This window comes from Marinilabilia salmonicolor JCM 21150 (genome assembly GCF_000259075.1).
Lineage (GTDB): Bacteria > Bacteroidota > Bacteroidia > Bacteroidales > Marinilabiliaceae > Marinilabilia > Marinilabilia salmonicolor.
The window spans coordinates 160,542-182,751 of record NZ_AJKI01000010.1; the positions used below are offsets into that span (position 1 = coordinate 160,542).

Annotated in this window: 13 protein-coding genes; all 13 read right to left on the bottom strand. The window is 42.2% G+C overall.

Annotated features, from left to right (window positions below; all coding sequences use genetic code 11):
* Positions 1-22: 22 nt before the first annotated feature.
* On the bottom strand, positions 23-1,492 hold the full coding sequence (locus tag W7W_RS0106770) for a potassium/proton antiporter (RefSeq protein ID WP_029510436.1): 1,470 nt from the start codon (positions 1,490-1,492) through the stop codon (positions 23-25).
* A gap of 150 nt (positions 1,493-1,642) precedes the next feature.
* Positions 1,643-2,449 (bottom strand): universal stress protein, encoded by an 807-nt coding sequence (locus tag W7W_RS0106775; RefSeq protein ID WP_157202450.1) that lies wholly within the window; start codon positions 2,447-2,449, stop codon positions 1,643-1,645.
* Between the two features lie 159 nt (positions 2,450-2,608).
* Positions 2,609-3,694, bottom strand: coding sequence for a phosphotransferase enzyme family protein (locus tag W7W_RS0106780; protein WP_010663050.1), 1,086 nt, complete (start codon positions 3,692-3,694; stop codon positions 2,609-2,611).
* Between the two features lie 259 nt (positions 3,695-3,953).
* A complete protein-coding gene (locus W7W_RS0106785) occupies positions 3,954-7,211 on the bottom strand; it encodes a glycoside hydrolase family 2 TIM barrel-domain containing protein (RefSeq protein WP_010663051.1) in 3,258 nt (1,085 codons plus the stop codon).
* A gap of 317 nt (positions 7,212-7,528) precedes the next feature.
* Positions 7,529-9,013: a Gfo/Idh/MocA family protein gene (locus W7W_RS0106790; RefSeq protein ID WP_010663052.1), complete on the bottom strand. Its 1,485-nt coding sequence runs from the start codon at positions 9,011-9,013 to the stop codon at positions 7,529-7,531.
* Between the two features lie 99 nt (positions 9,014-9,112).
* Positions 9,113-10,705, bottom strand: coding sequence for a RagB/SusD family nutrient uptake outer membrane protein (locus W7W_RS0106795; protein ID WP_010663053.1), 1,593 nt, complete (start codon positions 10,703-10,705; stop codon positions 9,113-9,115).
* Positions 10,706-10,717: 12 nt separating this feature from the next.
* On the bottom strand, positions 10,718-14,056 hold the full coding sequence (locus tag W7W_RS0106800) for a TonB-dependent receptor (protein WP_010663054.1): 3,339 nt from the start codon (positions 14,054-14,056) through the stop codon (positions 10,718-10,720).
* A 143-nt stretch (positions 14,057-14,199) separates the two neighbouring features.
* A complete protein-coding gene (locus W7W_RS0106805; protein ID WP_025006879.1) occupies positions 14,200-15,225 on the bottom strand; it encodes a FecR family protein in 1,026 nt (341 codons plus the stop codon).
* Positions 15,226-15,475: 250 nt separating this feature from the next.
* Complete coding sequence (locus W7W_RS0106815; protein WP_010663056.1) at positions 15,476-16,045, bottom strand: RNA polymerase sigma factor; 570 nt, start codon at positions 16,043-16,045, stop codon at positions 15,476-15,478.
* Between the two features lie 306 nt (positions 16,046-16,351).
* On the bottom strand, positions 16,352-17,896 hold the full coding sequence (locus W7W_RS0106820; protein ID WP_010663057.1) for an alpha-N-arabinofuranosidase: 1,545 nt from the start codon (positions 17,894-17,896) through the stop codon (positions 16,352-16,354).
* 391 nt (positions 17,897-18,287) lie between these two features.
* The gene (locus W7W_RS0106825) at positions 18,288-19,622 is read right to left on the bottom strand and encodes a family 43 glycosylhydrolase (RefSeq protein ID WP_010663058.1); all 1,335 of its coding nucleotides are present in this window, start codon (positions 19,620-19,622) and stop codon (positions 18,288-18,290) included.
* A gap of 80 nt (positions 19,623-19,702) precedes the next feature.
* Positions 19,703-21,373 (bottom strand): ribulokinase, encoded by a 1,671-nt coding sequence (locus W7W_RS0106835; protein ID WP_010663059.1) that lies wholly within the window; start codon positions 21,371-21,373, stop codon positions 19,703-19,705.
* Positions 21,374-21,519: 146 nt separating this feature from the next.
* Positions 21,520-22,209: an L-ribulose-5-phosphate 4-epimerase gene (gene araD, locus W7W_RS0106840; RefSeq protein WP_010663060.1), complete on the bottom strand. Its 690-nt coding sequence runs from the start codon at positions 22,207-22,209 to the stop codon at positions 21,520-21,522.
* Position 22,210 lies beyond the last annotated feature (1 nt).

Consider the following 22,210-nt stretch of genomic DNA (forward strand, 5'->3'; position numbering starts at 1 on the left):
GGTCAGGAAAAAAATCATTCCCCTACTTCCCGGGTTTTGTCAGATAATCCTGAATGTTTCTCAGGCTCTTTTCATCGTCCGACAAAATCAATAATGTATCATTAGGTTCAATAACCGTTGAGCCACTCGGAGTGATATACCTGTCTCCCCGTTTTATCATAGCAATAATAGTGCTTTTAGGAAAGCCCAAATCCACAATACGCCGGTCAACAGCATAACAGGCAGGCGCCACGGAAATTTCTTTCATCGCCGATTTGGGAATTTCGGAAATAAATTTTTCCGTTTCGGAGATGGGCTTAACTCTTTCGGGCAGGGCAACACCCAACCATTTGGCAACCAATGTCAGGGTAGTGCCCTGAATCATCACGGAAGTGACCGAAATAAAAAATACGATATTAAAAATCATTTCAGCCTGATCGATCCCTGCAAGCAGTGGATAGGTAGCAAAAACAATAGGTACCGCCCCACGAAACCCAACCCACGAAATATAAAAGCGTCTTCTGATTTTCATTTTAAAAAACATCAAACTGATAAACACACTTACAGGACGAGCAACAATAATTAAAAAAAGAGAAACCAGCAGTCCGATCCCCATCACCGGAAAAACATGGGAGGGATAGACAAGCAATCCTAACGTCAGGAAGAGTATTATTTGCATCAACCAGGCCAAACCATCATACATCTTCATAATGGTTTTTTTATGTATGAGATCCTGATTGCCCAAATAAACAGCACTGATGTAAATGGCCAAAAATCCGTTGCCCCCCAATGCATCGGTAGTGGAGAAAGTTATAAACATCAAAGCAATCATCAGCACCGGATAAAGTCCTTCAAAAACAAGCTTGATCTTATTGATTACAAACTTGCTTATCCGGCCAAACAAAAACCCGGCGATAGCACCCAGTATCATTTGCTGAAAAAACATGGGGATTATAGAAATCAGACTTTTATCCTGATTCACCACCAAAGACAAAAAGGCGATGGTCAGCACATAGGCCATGGGGTCGTTACTTCCGCTTTCAAGCTCAAGGGTGGGACGTAATTTAGCTTTAAGCGCCAGACTTTTTGATCGTAGAATGGAAAACACCGCTGCTGCGTCGGTAGATGAAACAATCGACCCAAGCAAAAGACTCTCATAAATGGTAAAATCAGTAACAAACCAGACAAAAGTCCCCAACAACAAAGCTGTCAGCAACACTCCCAATGTAGATAAAGCAATTCCCTGCCCCAATATGGGCTTAACCGACTTCCAGTTGGTATCCAACCCACCCGAAAACAATATGAAGTTAAGGGAAACAACCCCGATAAACTGAGCAATTTGAGGATTGTCAAAATGAATCCGACCAATGCCGTCGGAACCCGCAAGCATCCCGATGGCCAGGAATAGCAAAAGAGTAGGGATGCCAAACCGGTAAGAGGTTTTTCCGGCAATAATGCTCACAAAAAGCATCAAAGACCCTATTAGCAGTATATTCTCTATTGTCAAAAGCATCTGAGTTCTCTATCCGTCTTGGTTATTAACTACATATAAAAGGAGGCCGGTTATTCCCGCGGGAAGAGCTTGACAGGCCTCTGCTAAATTAACCACAAAATAAACTTTTTGTTAAGCTCTTCACAGAATTTTTGTTCTTTTTGGATTGTCTTATTTCGGAACAACAATTAATGGCATACAACCATCATAAACCATTTCATGGATCAGGGTATTTTGGAAAACACTATCGTTCAATGCTTTTACATCCTGTTGTATAACAATAACTGTATCCGGCGACTCATTTAATAATTTGCAGTCTCCGGACAATGGCTCGTTAACAATGTCTATTCCCACTTTGGGAGCATAATCTCTCAGCTTCCCTGCCAATTCTCCAAGATAGTCAGTATGCTGTTTATCAAAAACTAAAGGAATGAGTTCAATGGTAGAAATCAACTTCTTCATAATCTGCACAAGCAATTCCAGATGTTTAGTATTGAAAGGATTCTTACTGGAACAGATAAAACTAAACCTTCGCGAAATTACCTCTTCCTGATTCAAAGGAACACCAAGGGCAAAAAACTCAGTATCATCAATAACAGTAAGAATTGTTGTACCTAAAAAAAGTTTTTTCCACAATCCCGACTCTTTAATTCCCACCACAACAAAATCTATAAAGTCATCACCTTTCAGTTGGTTCAAAACTGATGGAAAATCAAACCTGCCGATTTTAAATTGAACATCCTCAAATGCGAAAGGTCTGGTAAACTTGTTGAGGGAATCCCAGGCATCCGCTTTTTCGGCTCTTTCAAGTCCGGACCGTACATCCTGATATGCCATGGAAGGTTTTGCTCCGGTAAGTTTATGGACAAATACAACACCGGCATTTAATTCCCGACTCAGTTTATGGACAAATGAAACCAATACAGAAGAAGTTTCTTCCAGGTCGATAAGCGCAATAATTCTGTTCTCAGCCGGCATTTTTATCAACATTTGAGGTTTTCCTCAAAATACTAAAAAAGAGAATCACTTCAAATAACCATTGGGATAATTGGTTGAAATAAAAAAGCCTTCCCGGGCAATCCGGAAAGGCTTTTCTCACGTTTCTAAGGTATATAAATCAATCTCAGCCAAGCTGAATCATTGTTCCTCAACAATACGCTGCATAGCATTCCAGTGGTCCTCCATTGTTTGCAGAAGCTTCATTTGAGCTCTGGCTCTGACCAGGTTATGATTCGCATATTCAATCTTATAATATTTATCTCCATCCAGGTAATCATCCAGAAACCGTACAGCCTGTTCATAAGTCAGCAGTTTTGCTCCAAATGCCAGGGTTGCTTTCTCCTCTGCAGTTAAAATATCGCGAGTCTCCTGAAGAAAACCTTTAATAAAACCTTCGAAAAGCTCCATTTCAATCCCCACATTGTCCAGGTTGGGATCATCCTCTTTGCCCGTATTGGCACCATTACGAATGGCATCACCAATGTCATAGCAAACATAACCGGGCATTACTGTATCCAGGTCAATCACGCAAAGAACCTCATCATTTTCATCCAGGAGTACATTATTAAATTTTGTATCCTGATGAACAATGCGTTGTGGAATTTTCCCTTCACGGCCCATCTGAATTATTTTCTTGTATTCGTCTGACCTCTCCATTAAGAAATCCACTTCTTGCTGAACCTCCTCCAGTCTCCCAACCGGATTTTCCTTCACCCGCTCTTTAAAATTATTTATGCGCATCCCGGTGTCATGGAATCCGGGAATTACCGGGTAAAGAGGGTCTCCCGGCAAATCAGAAACCAGCTTTTGAAATTGGCCAAAGGCTCTCCCTCCCGCCTCAGCCTGTTTGGCATTGGTAAGTTGATCGTAAGAATGGGCTCCTTCAATAAAAAGAAACATACGCCAGTAATTGCCCTCATCATCTTTGTAAAACCCCTCGCCATCACTGGTCTTAACAGGAGTTAAAACGCGTCGGTCAATATCATCGGTCCCCTGCGCTTCAAGTTTTTCCCGAATGTGACTGGTAACCCGCTCTATATTGCGGGTCAGTTCAGGAACATTTTGAAAAATATGATGATTAATAATTTGCAAAAGATAGTTGGGAGCATCACTCTCACTTGTCCGAACTTTATAGGTAGTGTTAATAAGTCCATTGCCAAATGGTTTAATGGTTGCAACCGTACCATCTATGGAAAACTGTTCGGTAATTTGTTCTGGTGTCATAGCGATTATAGTTTGGTAATACGAATTAAAACTTCTCCAAAATTCAGTACTTCGATTGGTTTTTTTCTCCAAAGAAGTAAAAAACCGCTCCCCTCAGGCAGGTATCCATCCTTTACTCCTAAGCATTCCTGGAAAATTAAAAAATATGGACTTTCCAATCATCTCCCCATATTCTTATATTAAAACTTCCATGGCCATAACAAAAAAAATTATAGCCATGGAAGTGCATATTAATCTGTTATGGTATCATTTTCCATCATCATTTTGCAACAGAAATCTGCTTGCTTTTCCCTGTCAGGTAGTCGGTATTATTTTCAGTAACCGGAATCAGGGTAAAACTCCAGGAATAATCTTCCGTTGCAGGAATTTGATATTTTTTTAAAGGTTGTGCTCCCCAGCTGTTGACACCGGCCACTCCCCGTTGTCCGTAATCAATATTCCAACGTACCAGATTGCGTTCCTTTACCCGGGCAATATGTTTTTGCTCTTCATGCACCGGACCATACTCATATCCTTCACGGGCATCAAAATCTGCAGTCAGGTATGGCATTGCAGTCATTTCGAATCCATTGGCAGGATGCTCCTTGCTGACAGCCAACAAACCAACCCCCTTTGAATTGGTAACTGCCGCCCAGCGAACTCCGGTTTTATTTCCGTTTTCCTGTGGGCGCTCGTAAGGGACCAACTGGTCAGCAACATCAGATGTATAAAGCCCGATAAACGATGAAACATTCCGATCCACATAATTCTCCCATATTCCGCGACCAAACCAGGTGAGTTGATCAAATTCACGGGGCATAGTAAGTACCATTCCCAGGCGTGGCAAATCACTCTTTTCAGAATCTGAGGCTTCCATTTTGTTTTCCAGAGTCACACTGCCATTTCCATGAATGGTGTAAATAGTATGAAACCGGCTTCCCACATCAGGAAGGTTCCATATTGTTGTTACCTGAAACTCTCCATTTTCAAGGGAGCTGACTTCAACCGATTCTGTTTGCTGATTGCGGGTGGCCTTTTTCCAGTTGATGTTACGTTGTGGCATCCCGGCCCCGAAATCGTTATCGGTAGGTGCACGCCAGAAATCTGGTTTCGGACCGCCTTCTGCTGTCAACAGGTTGGTTTTTTTGAAGCGATAGCTTACAATGGTTCCTGTTTCCTTACCGATGGATAATTGAGTTTCTCCTGCCTTAAAGACAAACGCATCTCCGGTTTCCTCCATATCAACGGTCTCTTCGGAGAAATTCGCTTGTTCATGCTCAGATTTCCACGGCAATTTAATCTGTTCACGCGCCACAATATGCCCCCGGGCAATCACACCTTTCTTTTGACGGTTAGTTACCTGAATTTCAAGAAAATACTCTGTTCCGGGCTCTACGTTGACACCCGAAATATCGAAGGTCACCGTTTCTCCTTCATGAGGAGGAGTTTCCAGAAGCGGCAGATCTATCGTTTTTAATATCTTTCCATCTGCTTTGACCATGGCCTGAAAAGCAAACGCTCTAAGGTTGGTAAAGTCGTAACGGTTTTCCACCAGCAATTTGGCAACATCCTGATTCAATCGCAACGCATGAAATTTCACCCATTCGTGTGCCTTTTTGGCTTCAAAAAGACCAGGCTGTGGGGTTCTGTCAGAATCAACAATACCATTGAGCAGGAAATTTCCGTCGCTTGGCATATTCTCTCCATAATCGCCGCCATAAGCAAAAATTTCATTCCCCTCACTGTCGGTCGAACGAATGCCCTGGTCAACCCAGTCCCAGATAAAGCCACCCTGAAGTTGCGGATAGCGATTGATTACATCCCAGTAATCCTGAAAATTTCCCATACTGTTCCCCATTGCATGGGCATACTCGGAAGGAATAAAAGGACGATCGAGCAGTTTCTTCCCAAACCATTCGAATGTTGCCGGATCGGGATATTGGGGCACAATAATATCTGTATTCCACTCAAAATCAAGAGCAAATCGACTACCTACCTCCGTCCGCTCATACTGAACGGGGCGCATACTGCTATCCAGTTCTTTAATAGCCTTGTAGCCGGCATAGAAATTAACACCATTTCCGGCTTCATTTCCCATAGACCAGATAATAACCGAAGGATGATTCTTGTCGCGTTCCACCATCCGGGTCATACGCGCCACATGGGCCTTTTCCCAAAGCGGTTTCTTAGCCAGAGAGTTTTCTCCGTAATAAAGACCGTGCGATTCGATGTTAGCCTCATCCACGATGTATAATCCATATTGATCACAAAGCTCATACCACCGCTCCGCCTGTGGATAATGAGCTAAACGAACTGCATTAAAGTTGTTTCGTTTCATGAGTTCAATATCCCGCATCCACATATCTTCATCCATCACATGTCCTGTTTCGGGATGATGCTCATGCAGGTTAGCACCCTTGAGAGTTACAGGTACGCCATTCACAAGAAGCTGACCACGCTTGATCTCCACAGAGCGGAATCCAATTTTTCGGGATATCGCCTCAAGAACCGCCCCATCTTCATCGATCAACTGAATGGTGATGTGATATAAATTTGGATGTTCAGCACTCCATGCCTTCACATTTTCGATGGCGGCATCCAGGTTAACAGTTACCTCACTCATTTTGGGAACGGTTACTAAAGATTCTTTTGCAATTACAGCACCCTGATTTTCTGCTACTTCAAAAGCCACTGTGATGTTTTTATTGGCTGACAAATGATTCTTCACATCAACAAAAAGATCCAATTCTCCTGTTTTGTAACTGTCGTCCAACGTTGAAACCACCTCAAAATCGCGAATACGGGTTTTGGGTTGACTGTAAATGGCCACATCCCGCTCGATCCCTGAGATTCGCCAAAAATCCTGACATTCCAGATAACTGGCATCACTCCAACGATACACTTCCAGTGACACGGTATTTTGTTTTCCTGTCTTCACATAAGATGTAATGTCAAATTCCGAAGGTAACTTACTGCCCTGGCTGTATCCTACTTTATCTCCATTTATCCAGATATAGAATGCTGATTTCACAGCACCTAGTTCGATAAAAACCTGACGCCCGTCCCAATCTTGGGGGATCTCAAATGTGCGACGGTACGAACCCACCGGGTTGTAATCTCGAGGTATTCTCGGAGGCTCAGGACCATTTTGTAATTCGGTTACGGGAGTTCGGGCATCGGCAAACTCATAGGGATGATTGACATAAATAGGAATACCAAATCCTTCCACCTCCCAGTTTCCGGGGACCTGAATATTGTCCCATTTGCTTACATCAAACGACTGTTCATAAAAATCGGCCGGACGCTCAGCTGGATTTTTAGAAAAATGAAATTTCCAGGTTCCGTTTAGCGATTTATAAAATGGTGATTGTTCTCCTTCCAAAGCTTCCTCTGCTGTAGGATAGGATGTAAATGTCGCCCTTCCGGGTTCCTTATTTCGTTCAACCACCAATGGGTTCTCCCAGTCAGGCAGTTCCTGAGCATAAGAAACTGCTCCCAAAAGAGCGAATAAAAATATACTTAACAACGACTTTTTCATTCGTTTAAAATTTTGTAATTATCTGATAAAAAAACTAAATAAAAATTTGAGAACGAATGGAACCGCTTCGCTCTCGCATAATATTTTTTAAACATATTCTTTTGTGGAATTTTTACTTAAAAAATATCATGCTCGTTTCATCAACTTAAAACATTAATTTTCAACAATTTTCTAACCTACCTTACACATAAAGCAGGTTAAGCAAAAACAGGCTGAAAGCCTTAGAGCAACAGCCCAAAGCAATGCCCCGGGGGTAGAGTCATCTCCCCCTCTCTCTTCATTGACAGCATTGCGACCAATAAAGAAAATGAATCAGTCTAATGCACATTTAACTGGCTCTTGGAATCCGCCGAAGTAACATTCCGAACTCCGGTATTACCTCCTTCTTTCATTGTAAGGTCAATCGGTTTATTTGTCTTCCAGGCACCTCTGGTAAAATCAGGAATATCGATAGGTTTAGAGCCATTAAGAATAGACCACTCACTCAAAGGAGTAATACAACTCCAGGCAGCAGCATCATAAACGTCCATATCCACCGGTAAGCCATTTCTGAGACAATCGATCAGACGCCAATCCATAATAAAATCCATTCCACCATGGCCACCTACTTTTTTAGCCATCTCCCCCACACGCCTGACTATTTCGGGAGTATATTTTTCCTGTAGTTCTTTCATTTTTGCTTCATCGGCCACATTATGCCCAAAGGCGATGTGCTGAAGCGGCCATTTCTGGGCAAAACATTTTGTCCCGCTCAACATATGAATACGTGAATATGGACGTGGTGAACTGATATCATGCTGAATCATGATGGTACGCCCTTTCACGGTACGAATCATCTGCATATCCATATTGCCCCGCATTTCTTTACCTACGAATTGCCGTAAGTCGGGGCGATCGGGAGCCAATTCTTTAATACGATTGGCCAAAGTAAAATCATCCGACATCATTGCAGTCAGGTAATCCATTCGATCACCGCGGTTAATGTCCATAGCCTGACAAATAGGTCCTAAACCATGAGTGGGGTAAACATTAGCCATCCGTGTATTTTCATGCAGACGCCACAACTTGTCATAAGCTCCATCACCACCGGGCTTTTGATCCTGAGGTTTATTAAAATGCCAATAATCCAAATCATGAATGTAAGCACCTTCCCCGTGAATCAAATCTCCAAACACCCCCTGACGCACCATATTAAGTGTCAGTAACTCAAAGAAGTCATAACAACAATTTTCAAGAATGACACAATGTTTTCTGGTTTGCTCGGAAACCTCCACCATTTCCCAACACTCATCCATGGTTTTGGCGGTAGAAACTTCAACCGCGGTATGCTTATCTCCTTTCATGGCAGCAATGGCTACCGGGACATGCCATTCCCAGGGAGTTGCAATATATACAAGATCAACAATATTGCTATCGCACAATTCTTTAAAAGCAGTATCACTTCCGGTAAATTCTTTAGCTTTAGGCAACCCTGCTTTCACAAGCTTGGCCTGAGCTCCATCCATCGCAGCCTGCCGCGTATCACAAACAGCCGTGATTTCAACGCCCTCGATATGAGTCATTCGCTCTACGGCACCGATTCCTCTGTCACCAATTCCGACAAAACCAATGCGTACTGTATCCAGCTTAGGAGCACGGTAACCACACATATTAAAATGCATTTTGGGCTTTATCTCCGAGGCCCTTTTAATATGTGCTTTCTCACTTTGTTCTTTCGGTGTGCAGGCATTGATTACCGGAGATGCAGCAATAACCCCTGAACCTATTGCTATGTTTTTAAGAAATGATCTGCGATTGGTCATTTTTCTTTTGTTTTTATATCGTTCAACAATAACATAATTCAAAGAAAAGAGCTCGTGAAGATTCATAAAGGCCACGAGCTCTCGTATATCAACAAACTATTAATAACCTGTATTATTGGGCTTTAATTCGGGGTTTTTATCAATAGCTGATCGGGGAATCGGTAACAGATAATGTTTTGGTGCTTCAAATCTTCTGGTTTCAACAAATATGGGATCTCCCGTCAATTGCACATTGTAATCGCCATTATCCTGTTCTGAATCCAAAACAGTCCCAAGTTTTGCGCCATACAATGGTCCATTCATCACCTCTTCTGCAATTTCCCAACGGATAATATCATCTCTTCTCAAACCCTCCATGGCAAATTCTACATGGCGTTCATTGCGCACCAATGCTCTGAGGCTTTCGACAGTATTATATCTGGTCCTGTCCACAGCAGGCATTCCTGCCCGAAGTCTTACCGCATCTAAGGCAGCATATAACTCATCATCAATCTCCCCTAACTCCACTTTGGCTTCAGCAATGGTAAGTAAAACTTCTGCATAACGGAAAACAATGATATTCAGCCCTGAATTCCAGTAAGGCTCATCCGGAGAAGCATCCAAATAATTTAAATATTTCCTGAAATTGTATCCTGTTTTGGATGCATTATCAGCGGTTTGATAATAATTTGCATCTCCTTCCTCCACAGACTTATAGACCTCTCCCTGCCATACCTGTCCCGGGTAGATAATGGAAGCACGCAAGCGGGGATCTCTGTTCACAAATGGATTTTGAGGATCATATTGCCCCAACTCTTCAGCTTCCTGAATCGTCAATCCACTCGCCATCTCATAACTATCAACCAACGATTGGGTGGGAACTACTGAAGACCAACCTCCGGAACCATTGGGCAGGTAGGGTGTAAAGTTGATACTATACATATCCGGCGTTTGCTGAACGGATAATATAACTTCGTCATTTTGCTCATTGTCAGGACTAAAAACACCGGAAAAGGTGGGATTCAGATTATACCCTTCAATGCTTTGTGCCACAGTCAAAGCTTCCTCATATTCTCCATAATAAAGATAGATTCTCATTAACAAGGCCTGGGCAGCCCCTTTGGTTGCTTTTCCAAAGTCATCTGATGAATATGCTTCAGGCAGAATATTAATTATATCTTTTAATTCATCCTGAATAAACGTTAAAACCTTTTCCCTTGAATCCCTGGGGATCTTAGCTTCTTCGGGAGAACCAAAATTCTCTGTAACAAGCGGCACATCACCATAATTAATTACAAGCTGATAATATTTATACGCTCTGATAAAACGAGCCTGAGCCTCATATACCTCAAGGATTGATGCCTCCAGATTCATAGTGCTAACATTGGCAATTAGTTCATTACAACGATAAATGGTGGTGTAACTAAAATAACTACTTCCGGGATCTGCAGCAGACAAGGTCCCATTCCCTATATTGGTCCAACCTTCCCAGGGGAAATTGTTGAAAGCATTATCAGAACCACATTCACGATACATCAACCAGTCACCGCTCTCAAAACCGGAATAGCAACCTGTAAGGGCAAGTTCAAGATCGCCTTCTGACTTCCAAAATGTTGCAGGAGATAAAGCATCCTTTGGCGCCAAATCCAGGAAAGATTCCCCACAGGATGCAGTTAAAAACCCAAAAACTAAGATAATTATATATTTTCTCATCTCTTTTTCCTTTTAAAATGACACATTAATTCCGAAAGAATTTACCATAACAACAGGATAACCGCTTCCTCTCCCTGAAGGAGCTTCAGGATCCCATCCTTTCAGATAATCCGTTACCGTAAACAAATTCTGACCGCTATAATAAATGCGTGCTTTTGAAACGCCGAGTCTGGAAAGAACATTTTCAGGGATATTGTATCCAATTTGCAGATTCTTAAGCCTTAGATAATTGGTACTTCTAAGCCAGTATTCGGTTGTTTGATTCTGGGGCATACTTGGTCCGTATAAGTTGGCGATGGCACGAGGCACTGAAGTATTTGGTCTGTCAGAAGTCCAGCTATCGGCCCAAATTGCAGAAGGCTTGGATGCATCCCCGTTTACGGTACCAATAGCATCAAAATCCATATATCCATATCCCCCCAAAGTACCCTGGAAAATCGCCAGAAAATCAAAATTCTTATAATCTGCCCCGACATTAAAACCATAAACAAAATCAGGTGTCAAATTTCCCAGAATAGTACGATCCTCGCTGGTAACCTTATCATCGCCCGTAACATCAACATACCTGAGATCTCCGGGTTTCAGCTCACTTCTGTTATATAAAGTATTTTCTGCCCAGTCATCAATTTCGCTTTCTGATTGATAAAGCCCGTTGGTTTTATACCCGTAAAAAGAATCTACAGACTCTCCTATTCGCCGTATGGTTCTTCCACTGATAATCTGATCCTGTCCGGCAAGCTTTAACAATTCATTTTTATTGTAAGCGAAGTTACCTCCAAAGTTAAAACCTACATCTCCGAATTTATCATTGTACTGAAACGTAAATTCACCCCCTTTATTGGACATCTCTCCTACGTTATCATAAAACCCGGACAGTGCAAACGTTTCGGGAGAAGGAACTGCCATTATAATATCTGTGGTTTTCCTGTCGTAGTAATCAACAGTAAAATTCAATTTGTGAAAAAGGGTAAGATCAGCTCCAATTCCCCATGAAGTCGTTTTCTCCCACACCAGATCTTGGTTTTTAGCAGAAACGATTGCTGCTCCGGAGGCAATACTGCTGCTAAAGGGATAATCAAGCCCTAAAGACAAAGTTGGAACGGTAGGGTAATAGGAATTTAATGCAGCCTGATTTCCCAACATTCCCCATGAAGCTCTTAGCTTTAAATTATCGATTGATTCCAGATCATCCATGAAATCTTCTTCCGAAAGCCGCCATCCGGTGGAGAAAGAAGGGAAGGCTCCCCATCTGTTATCTTCACTAAAACGGGAGGATGCATCATACCGCAAATTAGCTTCAAACAGGTATTTGCTTTGATAATCATAGTTTACACGTCCAAACCATGAAATCATGTTCAGCTCCCGGGTGTAACCTTCGCCAACCATTCCTTTGGATGAGCCACCGTTAAGATCATCCAACATGGTACTGGGAAAATTCTCCCGATAAGCACGTGTCCTTTTATAATCATATGCCTCGGCATGATATCCTGCCATTAAAGCAAAATTGTGTCCACCAACTGATTTGTCATAATTGGCAACTACATCACCGGTAATTCGTTCGGTATTTACATGTAATTGCTCTATAGATGTGGGTCCATGGTACTTAGACTCATTATACTGAATCTCTTTGTTTTTAGAACTTTTATCTTCCTTGTAAGTACGCAACGAAGCAGTACCTTTAACCGTAAAGCCTTCAAAAATTTTAAAAGTAAGTGAACCTACTCCCAGAAAATAATTCTGTTTTGTATGGATTTGTTCCCCCTGATCAAGCCAGGCAATAGGGTTACCATCAGATATGGTAGCATATGTACCATCTTCATTTTTATAGGGAATCCATGGAGCAATACGGTACGCCTGACGAATAATCTGATCCAGTCCTCCGCCAACATAAGCATTATTAGGCTGTGTCAAGGTCTGACGGGTATAAGAAAGATTGACATTTGTTGTCAGCCATTCATATGGATCATTCTTCAGATTGGTACGTACATTATATCGTTCTTTTCCTGTATGTTCCACAATACCATCCTGCTTCTGATAATCAACGGAAGAACGGTATTGAGATGTTTCTGAACCTCCGGAAACAGATACATTATGCGATGTCTGAAAGCCTGACCCGGAATAAAGTAAATCGAGCCAATCGGTATTTGGATGGCCGTAAGGATCCTGCCCGTTACGAAAAAGTTCAATATCTGCATCTGTAAACCGTGGATCTTTCCCTTCGACCTGCAGGGCCTTATTGTACAACGAAGCATATTCTGCAGACCCCAGATATTCAGGCAAATCGGTGGGAGCCTGCCAACCGAAGTCACCGGAGTATCGCACCATTGGCTCCCCGCTTTTTCCGGTTTTTGTCGTAATCAGGATAACTCCGTTAGCAGCTTTTGAACCATAAATAGCAGCAGAAGCCGCATCTTTCAACACAGAAATGGAAGCAATATCCTCGGATGAAAGCTCATCCATACTTGATTCCACTCCATCCACAATAACCATTGGGGCAGCATTGTTTAAGGTACCTACTCCGCGCACCCGAATGGTACCTCCGTCACCTCCGGGCATACCACTTCCCTGATTCACATACACTCCCGGAAGCAAACCTGATAAGCCGGAGGAGACATTACTCATGGGACGATTTTCCATCAACTTGCTATCAACGCTGGCCACAGAACCAGTAAGGTTGACTTTCTTCTGTGTCCCGTATCCGACAACAACAACCTCATCCAGGCCTACCATGTCTTCTCTCAGGGAAACGTCGATCTGGCTTTTATCGCCTATGGCAACTTCTCTGGATTCCATACCAACAAAAGAAAACAACAAAACATCAGCATCACCAGGAATTTTAAGCGAATAATTCCCTTCTACATCAGTAATGGTACCCTGAGTAGTTCCTTTAACAGAAACGGTTGCTCCGGGAATCGGTTCCCCCTGACCATCAACCACTCTTCCAGTAATAATTTTCTCAGATTGCGGGACATCTTCCGAAGAAGCTTTTCTCTTTGAAAGAATAATCTGGTTATCGACTACTTTATATGAAATATCCCGACCATAAAAAAGAGCATCAAGAACTTCAAAAATATTCTCTTTTGAACACTTCACAGAAGTGTCAAAATCCATGTCAACAAATTTTTCATTATACAGAAAATAAAACTGACTTTGATTTTCAATCTCATCAAGAACAGTTTCGGCATTTACATTCTCAAGATCAATAGTAAGCATTTTAACCTGAGCGTAAGATTCCTCTGCAAACAACTGGGTAACACCGACTAGTAGAAAGAAGAGTGTGATTCGCATAATACGATAGATTTTAGTAAGGGCACACTTGTTCCCTATTCCTCTCTTAGGAATTTTTTTCATAGCTTTGTAATGATTTTAAGTACAACATTGGGGATTTGGAAGTTGCCGCTTCCTCTTCCCCTTTTTTTAAAAAACAAATCTTTTAAAAGTTCACGAAATTAACTACTGTTCAACTTTGAAGTTACATTCATAAAATTTTCAATTTATTGATGTTGAATGATTACTTTCTTTCTCGAAAAATTGCCTGCACTATCTTGCTTATTATCTTCAATTACATAATCTATTGGAGAAGTCAGTTTTAACAACCTCAAAACATCTTCAAGTTTTTCATCCTTGAACGTCCCCCTGAAAGTGTAATCATAAATGGTGCTATCCTCCACAACCACATCCACATTAAACCAGCGTGACAATTCTCTGGCTGTTCGAACCATATTTTCTCCCCGAAGCAATAACTTTCCATCAATCCAGGAGGAATATATTTCAGGCTCAACCTGTTTCCGGGTTAGCTTTCTTTTTTCATTATCAAAGACCAGTTGTTCACCAGGTGTCATTTGAAATGATTGTTCGCACCTATCAGGTTTAAATTCCACGACACCTTCTTCCAGAACTACCTCTACAATATCTTCTCCGGGCCACATTTCCACGTTGAAACGTGTCCCAAGAACTTTCACTTCAGCATTGTTTCCTCTGACTGTAAAGGGGTGTAACGAGTCACTTTTCACATCGAAAAAGGCATTTCCTTTTACATTGACATTCCGTTTTTTAAATGGGATATAATAACTTAATTCAGAACCACTATTCAGCCACGTAATGGTTCCATCAGGCAATTCAGTTCTAACTCTGGCTCCCATAGGGGAAATAATTTCCACCAATGTTGGTTCCGATTCAGGCTTCTCAGCAAAAAAGAATAGTAAAGCATTTATGACCAGAAGTGGAAGGACCAGAACTGCAGCTATTCTGCCAAGTAATTTCAACGTCCTTGTCATTTTTTTACCACCTGAAGCGTTCTCCGAATCAGATCTAATCAAAAAATGAATTTTCTGCAGGATGGGAGATAAATCTTTATGAGGGTTCACAAAGGAAGTTGTATCCCAGTCCTGCGCCATGCGCTTCTTCAGATCAGGAATGCCTGCCTCCTCCCTGAACAACTGAAAAAACTTACGCTTTGATGATTTGTCGCCTCTGCCAGCCAGATAATCATCAAATATTTGTTGTTGCTTTTTATTCATCAGCATAAAAATCATCTAAGTTATTGGTCTGATGGAACTCGTCCCGGACAATCGAACCTCGTTTCATTCGGAAAATCTCCAGGTCTTTAAAAGTAATACCATTTTAAAACCAAAATCTCCCGAAAAAAAATCACATTTTTTTTATTCTTTTAAGAAATGTGTTGTTCAACAAGAAGAATTGAAGCTGATGTAAACAGCCTAAGCACCTGAGAGCAATAGCCATGACTAACCTCCAGGGCTTAGAAGTACCCTAAAGCAGAAATAAATAGAAGAAAAGCCATGACAAAAAACCGGATTTCTTAAGATGAAGTTTCAAAAATCCTATCACTTCCGAAATCTGGTTATCTACTGTCTTGGAGGTAACACCAACAATCTCAGCAATTTCCTTAGATGATTTACCTTCAAATCTACTTAGATGAAAAATACGTTGCTTCTTTTCCGGAAGTCTTTGGAGTAGTTGAGTAATCTGGTCCAGAACTGAGCGAAAAGTAAGGGAAGTCTCCGTAGTATTATCCTGATATTCAAAATATTGAAATTCCTCTACATCCAGATAAACACTTTTATACTTAAAATAATCTCGTATCTGGTTAAAGGCAATGGTAAAAAGGTAAGCACGAAAGTTTTCCTCCTCATTAATTTTCTCCCGGTTTTTCCAGATCTTAAGAAAGACGTCCTGAACCAGCTCTTCGGCATCAGTATCTGATTTCAGGTATTTATAGCCAAAACCATACAACCGAGATGAATAAAGATAAAACAACTCATTGAAAGCTTGAATACTTCCTTGTTTGAGCTGTTTAATAAAAATCTGTTCCTGAGTCATTCATTCACCTATTTACACTGCAAAAATGTAAATTTAAATTAAAGAACCCAAAAAGAAATATTCCCTCTGAACTATGTTTAAGAGGAGACCGGAAGCCCCAATAACCACACATACTCCTAATAAATAGATGCTTACATCAGGAAAAATCCTCCATTAAAAAATCATTCAAAAACAATAATATTCCACAGAAGAAGAGCGACCGGGCTGAAACATATTACTTAATACAAATTTTCAGATAACTCTCCATACTAAAAAAAGCCTCCCCGGATAATCCGAAGAGGCTTTTTTCACGTTTTACTAAAAATCTTATTGCAGTTGCAGTGTGGCAACTGAATGTGCAGGCAGTGTTACTGTCAGCACGCCTTTTTTAATTTTAAAATCAGAGAACTCAACAGGTTTCACCGTTTCCGGTTCATCAAATGAGTTGTAAGAATTAAAGTCCGGGGCGGTCAACACAGAAGCAGACAATACCTTCGTCAGATTTCCGTCTTCCACATCCACTTCAATTACCTGCTCTTTTGTTGCATCCAGGTTACTAAGACTGATGTTCACTTTTCCGTCCTTCCTTGAAGCGGTTCCACTCACAGCCGGAATTGCTTCTCCACCCATCTTATAGCTGCCGGTTTGAAGCAACTCAGGAATATACGTTGCATCCTGATGCACCTTGTACATATTAAAAACATGGTAGGTTGGCGTCAGCACCATCTTATCCTCTTCAGTAAGGATCATGGCCTGCAAAACATTTACAACCTGGGCAATATTAGCCATCTGGACACGCTCTGCATGCTGATGAAAAATATTAAAAGTTACCGCAGCAATCAAGGCATCACGCATGGAGTTTTGCTGAAATAAATGACCAGGTTCGGTGCCGGGTTCCACATCGGTCCAGATTCCCCACTCATCAACCAAAAGCGGAAGATTTTTTTCGGGATCATACTTATCCATGACATTAGAGTGCTTTGTAACCAGCTCATCCATGAACAAAGCATTTTTCAGACCGCTAAAATATAGATCTTCACCAAACCCGGTAGCAGCAGACTTATTGTTCCAGTCGCCTGTAGCAATGGTATAATAATGCACCGAAAGCGCATCCATATTTCTGGCAGCCCTCTCCATCAGCACATCTGTCCAATTGTAGTCGCCACCATTGGCACCACAACCGACGCGGTCAAATTTTCCACCACCATAAAGTCCGGCATAGAGTGAATACTGGCGCAGGAGATCACTGTAATATTCGGGACGCATATCTCCGCCGCAGCCCCAACTTTCGTTACCAATTCCAAGGAATTTTACATCCCAGGGCTCTTCACGACCATTTTCGCGACGCCAGTTGGCCATTGGAATATCCTCATCAGAGGTCATGTATTCAATCCATTCTACCATTTCGGTAACTGTTCCACTTCCCACATTTGCAGAGATATATGGGTCGGCACCAATCATCTCACAAAGGTTCAGAAATTCATGTGTACCAAAACTGTTATCTTCAATGGAGCCACCCCAGAAATAGTTCTTAATTTTAGGACGCTCACCCTTCGGCCCTACACCATCTTTCCAGTGATACGTATCGGCAAAACAACCACCGGGCCAGCGAAGAACCGGAATATTCAGTTCTTTCAGAGCATCCAGGATATCTTTACGATAACCGTTAACATTGGGAATGTCAGAATCGGGTCCCACCCAGATTCCATCATAAATACAACGGCCGAGGTGTTCGGCAAAATGACCATAAATATTTTTATTGATGGTCTGTTCTGCATTGTTAAAATCCAGATTCATTTTATTCTGGGCACCAGCAGGCAAGGCCAAAACAAAAGCGAAAAACAATGCAATGAATAGATTCTTTCTGTTCATCTCGAATTGGTTTTAATTAGAAATATCTTGTTTTGTGTAATTCTACTTAGTGTTTGTCTATAAAGTCCAACTTCTGCGTTGTTGCTCAAAATCTAAATCCTCAAACACATTAGTATTCTGCGGTTTAGATTTTTCACACGCCTTGAATTTGAACTTTCTAATTCAAACACGTGAAAATCGCTTAGTTTATGGACAGGCACTTCTTAGTGTCGGTCTATAAACTAAGCAAAATTTGTTTCTAGTCTTGTGTTTGTCAAGAAAGTGCCAGTTACAAAGCCTGCCCCGATTTTTCTTTGGGGGCTTGTGAAGCCTTAAAATACGCAGTTTACTTGAGTAAATGAGGAATTTTCGGGCAAACGTAACGCAGTAATTGGTAATTTATGGACAAACACTACTTAAACTGAATCCAATCTAATACTAATTCCGAATCTCCGGTATTGAAAATGTATAGATCATGAATCCCTTTCGGACCGTCGGAAAGCGTTACCTTTTTTAACTGAGATTCATCCGCATTGTCAAACCCGACACCTGTCAAAAGAGGACCATCCGGTGCATTCAAACGAATTTCAAAGTCTCCGCCTTTTCCTGCATATCCTTTAACAATGAGTTCTTCAAATTCGCCTTTGCCAAAGTCCACTTTATTGTAACTAATCCAGTTGCCTTCTTCAGGCAAAAGCACTTGCCAGCCCTGGTGAGGATCTGTATCATCTACAAACTCATAACTGACATTCTCTCCTTCAGCCAGGCTGTAGCGGTCTGTCTGAATACGGGCCGAAGCAGGTGTAATACCAACTCCGCGTAATGTAGGGACAACCTCCTGAATGGTTCCATCGGCATTAAAAAACAGACTATCCGCTTTGATCGAACGATTTTTATCAAAATCAGGAGACAAATCATTGTGATGATAAAATAAATACCATTGGTCACGATATTCAATAATGGAGTGATGATTGGTCCAGCACTCAATAGGAGATTCTTTCATAATCACTCCCTTAAATTCAAAGGGGCCCATCGGACTGTCTCCCATGGCATAAACCAAGCGTTCGGTTGTTTCGGGCACATGAGGAAAAGTAAAATAATACTTCCCGTTGCGCTCGAAGAGATACGGTCCCTCCTTAAATTTTGCAGGAAGATCCACTACTTCCTGCGGTTCGGTGGCCAGTTCCAACATATTATCCTTCAACTTTGCCATGTACAGCTTTTCGCCACCTCCCCAGTAGAGGTACGCCTGACCATCCCTGTCGATAAATGGATTGGGATCAATGCCAAATACACCTTCCATTGGTTGCTCCTGAGGGATAAAAGGCCCTTCCGGGGAGTCAGCAACAGCCACGCCGACCCTTCGGCCTCTTCCCTCGGACTTATCTTTGGCAGTGGATGGGAAATAGAAATAATACTTACCATCTTTCTCAATGCAATCGGGAGCCCACATACTATAGGTTGAGGGATCCACCCAGGGCACATCATACTGACTAAGAATAACTCCGTGATCTTCCCATTGAGTCAGATTTTCGGAAGAATAAACATGGTAATCTTCCATACAAAACCAGTTGGCAAACCGTCCGGAATCAAGCCTGATATCATGCGAAGGATAAACATATACCTTATCATTAAAAACCCGGGCTGAAGGGTCAGCAGTAAACTCATCCATTATCAGTGGATTTTGTGCCCATGCCATCGCTATTGATAAAACAGTAAAAATCAGAAGAAGAGTTGCCTTTTTCATGATCAAAAAAGTATTAAGTGAATATGGGGTGCGACCTGAGAAACAGGCCAACACCCTTATCAGTATTATAAAGAAAGCTCTTACAATTCTTTCTCGGTAAATGCCCCGAGTTTCTCATATTTCCTGTAAATAGCTTCATACTTCTTCACATTCTCTGCATTGGGGGTATATTCTTTCTCAAATCCCTGTCCCATCTGCTTTTGCGCTTCCTCCACATTATCGTAAATGCCTGCCACAACAGCTGCAAACATACCGGCACCTACTGCACAGGTTTGCTCGGTTGCAGCAACTTTAATGGGCATATTCAATACATCAGCCAGCGTCTGCATCACAAACGGAGATTTGCGGGCAACTCCACCAAGACCAATCACAGCCTTGAGTTCAACACCCTCTTCCCGGAAACGATCCACAATAGCTTTGGACCCAAAAGCCGTAGCTTCAACCAGAGCTCTGAAAATACGTGGCGCCGATGATCCCAGTGTCAACCCGGCTATGGAACCTGTCACTTCCTGACTGGCATCAGGTGTACGGCGTCCATTCATCCAATCTACTGCAAGAATAGTGGATTCGTCAACCGAAATTTTCATGGCCTCTTCACTCAACTCTGGAATAATCTTATCGATGGTTTCCTCAATGAGTTTTTCCCGGGTTTCAGCATCTACCAATTCAGTTTTGCTCAGAATATTATTAAGCGGCCAGGCAACAACATTCTTAAACCAGGCATAGATGTCACCAAAACCAGACTGACCGGCTTCCAACCCCACATAGCCCGGAACCACAGAACCATCAACCTGTCCGCAAATTCCTTTTACCAGCTTATCTCCCATTTGCTCGTAATCAGCAATCATGATATCGCAGGTAGAAGTACCAATGGCACGTGCAAGTACATTGGATGTGGCACCTCCGCCAACAGCTCCCATGTGGCAATCAAAGGCACTGACACCAACCACTACGTCAGTGGATAACCCAAGCCTTTCTGCCCATTCGGGAGTAAGATTGCCCACTTTGGTATCGCTGGCATATGTATCTTTAAACAAACGATCGCGGAAACCTTTCAGCAAAGGATCCAGTTCTGTAAGAAACTCTTCGGGGGGAAGTCCGCCCCAGCTTTCATGCCACATAGCCTTGTGACCGGCAGCACAACGACTGCGCACAACCTTATCGGGCTGTTCTGTCCCGGTTATAAGGGATGGCATCCAGTCGGCATGCTCAATCCACGAATATGCAGCCTTGCGTACTGTCTCATCTTCGCGCAATACATGCAACGCTTTAGCCCATACCCATTCGGAAGAATAAACACCACCTTCGAACTGGGTATAATCAACCTCCCACTTACGGGCAAGTTCATTAATCTCAGCAGCCTCTTTTACTGCTGTGTGATCTTTCCAAAGAATAAACATGGCATTGGGATTCTCTGCAAACTCGGATTTTAAAGCCAGAGGTGTGCCTGACTCATCCACAAACACAGGAGTACTACCGGTGGTATCGAAAGACATACCTGCCACATTTTCGGCCACACCGGCTCCTGCCTCTTTTAGAGCGGTCTTTACAGTATATTCCAATACTTCAATATAATCCAAAGGATGCTGCCGGTAGCGGTTGGCCGCAGGATCACAATATTTACCCTCTATCCAGCGGGGATAATGTTTTACTGCCTGGGAGACTTCCTCTCCGGTTTGGGTATCCACCACCACGGCACGGGCAGAATCAGACCCGTAATCCAGTCCTATAACATATTTTTTTGAACTCATCTTTTTAGTTTTTAGTAAGCAGTTTTTAGCCAATGGTACATCCTTTAACTAAAAACATACTATTTCACAACCAGATAATCTTTATTGAAGAAAAGAACCGGGCCGCGAGTTGGGCCCGGGAGAGAGAAATGGCACCACCACGGAGATTATTTCTGCCCGTAATAGGCATTGGCACCATGTTTACGATCGAAATGCTTTTTTGTAAGAAGCGGATTCATGGTAACATTGGGATTTACAGACTTACTAACAAAAGCCATTTTAGCAACAGCTTCCATTACCACGCTGTTGTGCACAGCCTCGTGTGCATCTTTCCCCCAGGTAAAAGGTCCGTGATTCTTGACAATCACCCCAGGAATATGATTGGGGTTTTTATCTGCAAAAGCCTCCACAATAACTGTTCCTGTCTCCTTCTCATATTCTCCTTCCACCTCCTCTTTTGTCATATCGCGTGTACACGGGATATCACTGGCAAAATAGTCGGCATGAGTCGTCCCTATAATCGGAATATTCACACCGGCCTGTGCCCAGGCAGTAGCATAGGAAGAGTGGGTATGCACCACTCCTCCTATTTCAGGAAAATTCTTATACAATTCAATATGTGTCGGAGTATCCGAAGAAGGTTTCAGTTTACCTTCCACCACGTTGCCTTCCAGATCCAGCACCACCATATCGTCGGCTTTCATATCGTCATAAGCCACTCCGCTGGGCTTGATCACCACCAACCCTTTTTCACGATCAATGGCACTTACATTTCCCCATGTAAAAATTACCAGATTGTGCTTTACCAAATCGAGGTTGGCTTGAAAAACTTCCTCTTTTAACTGTCTTAAATCCATC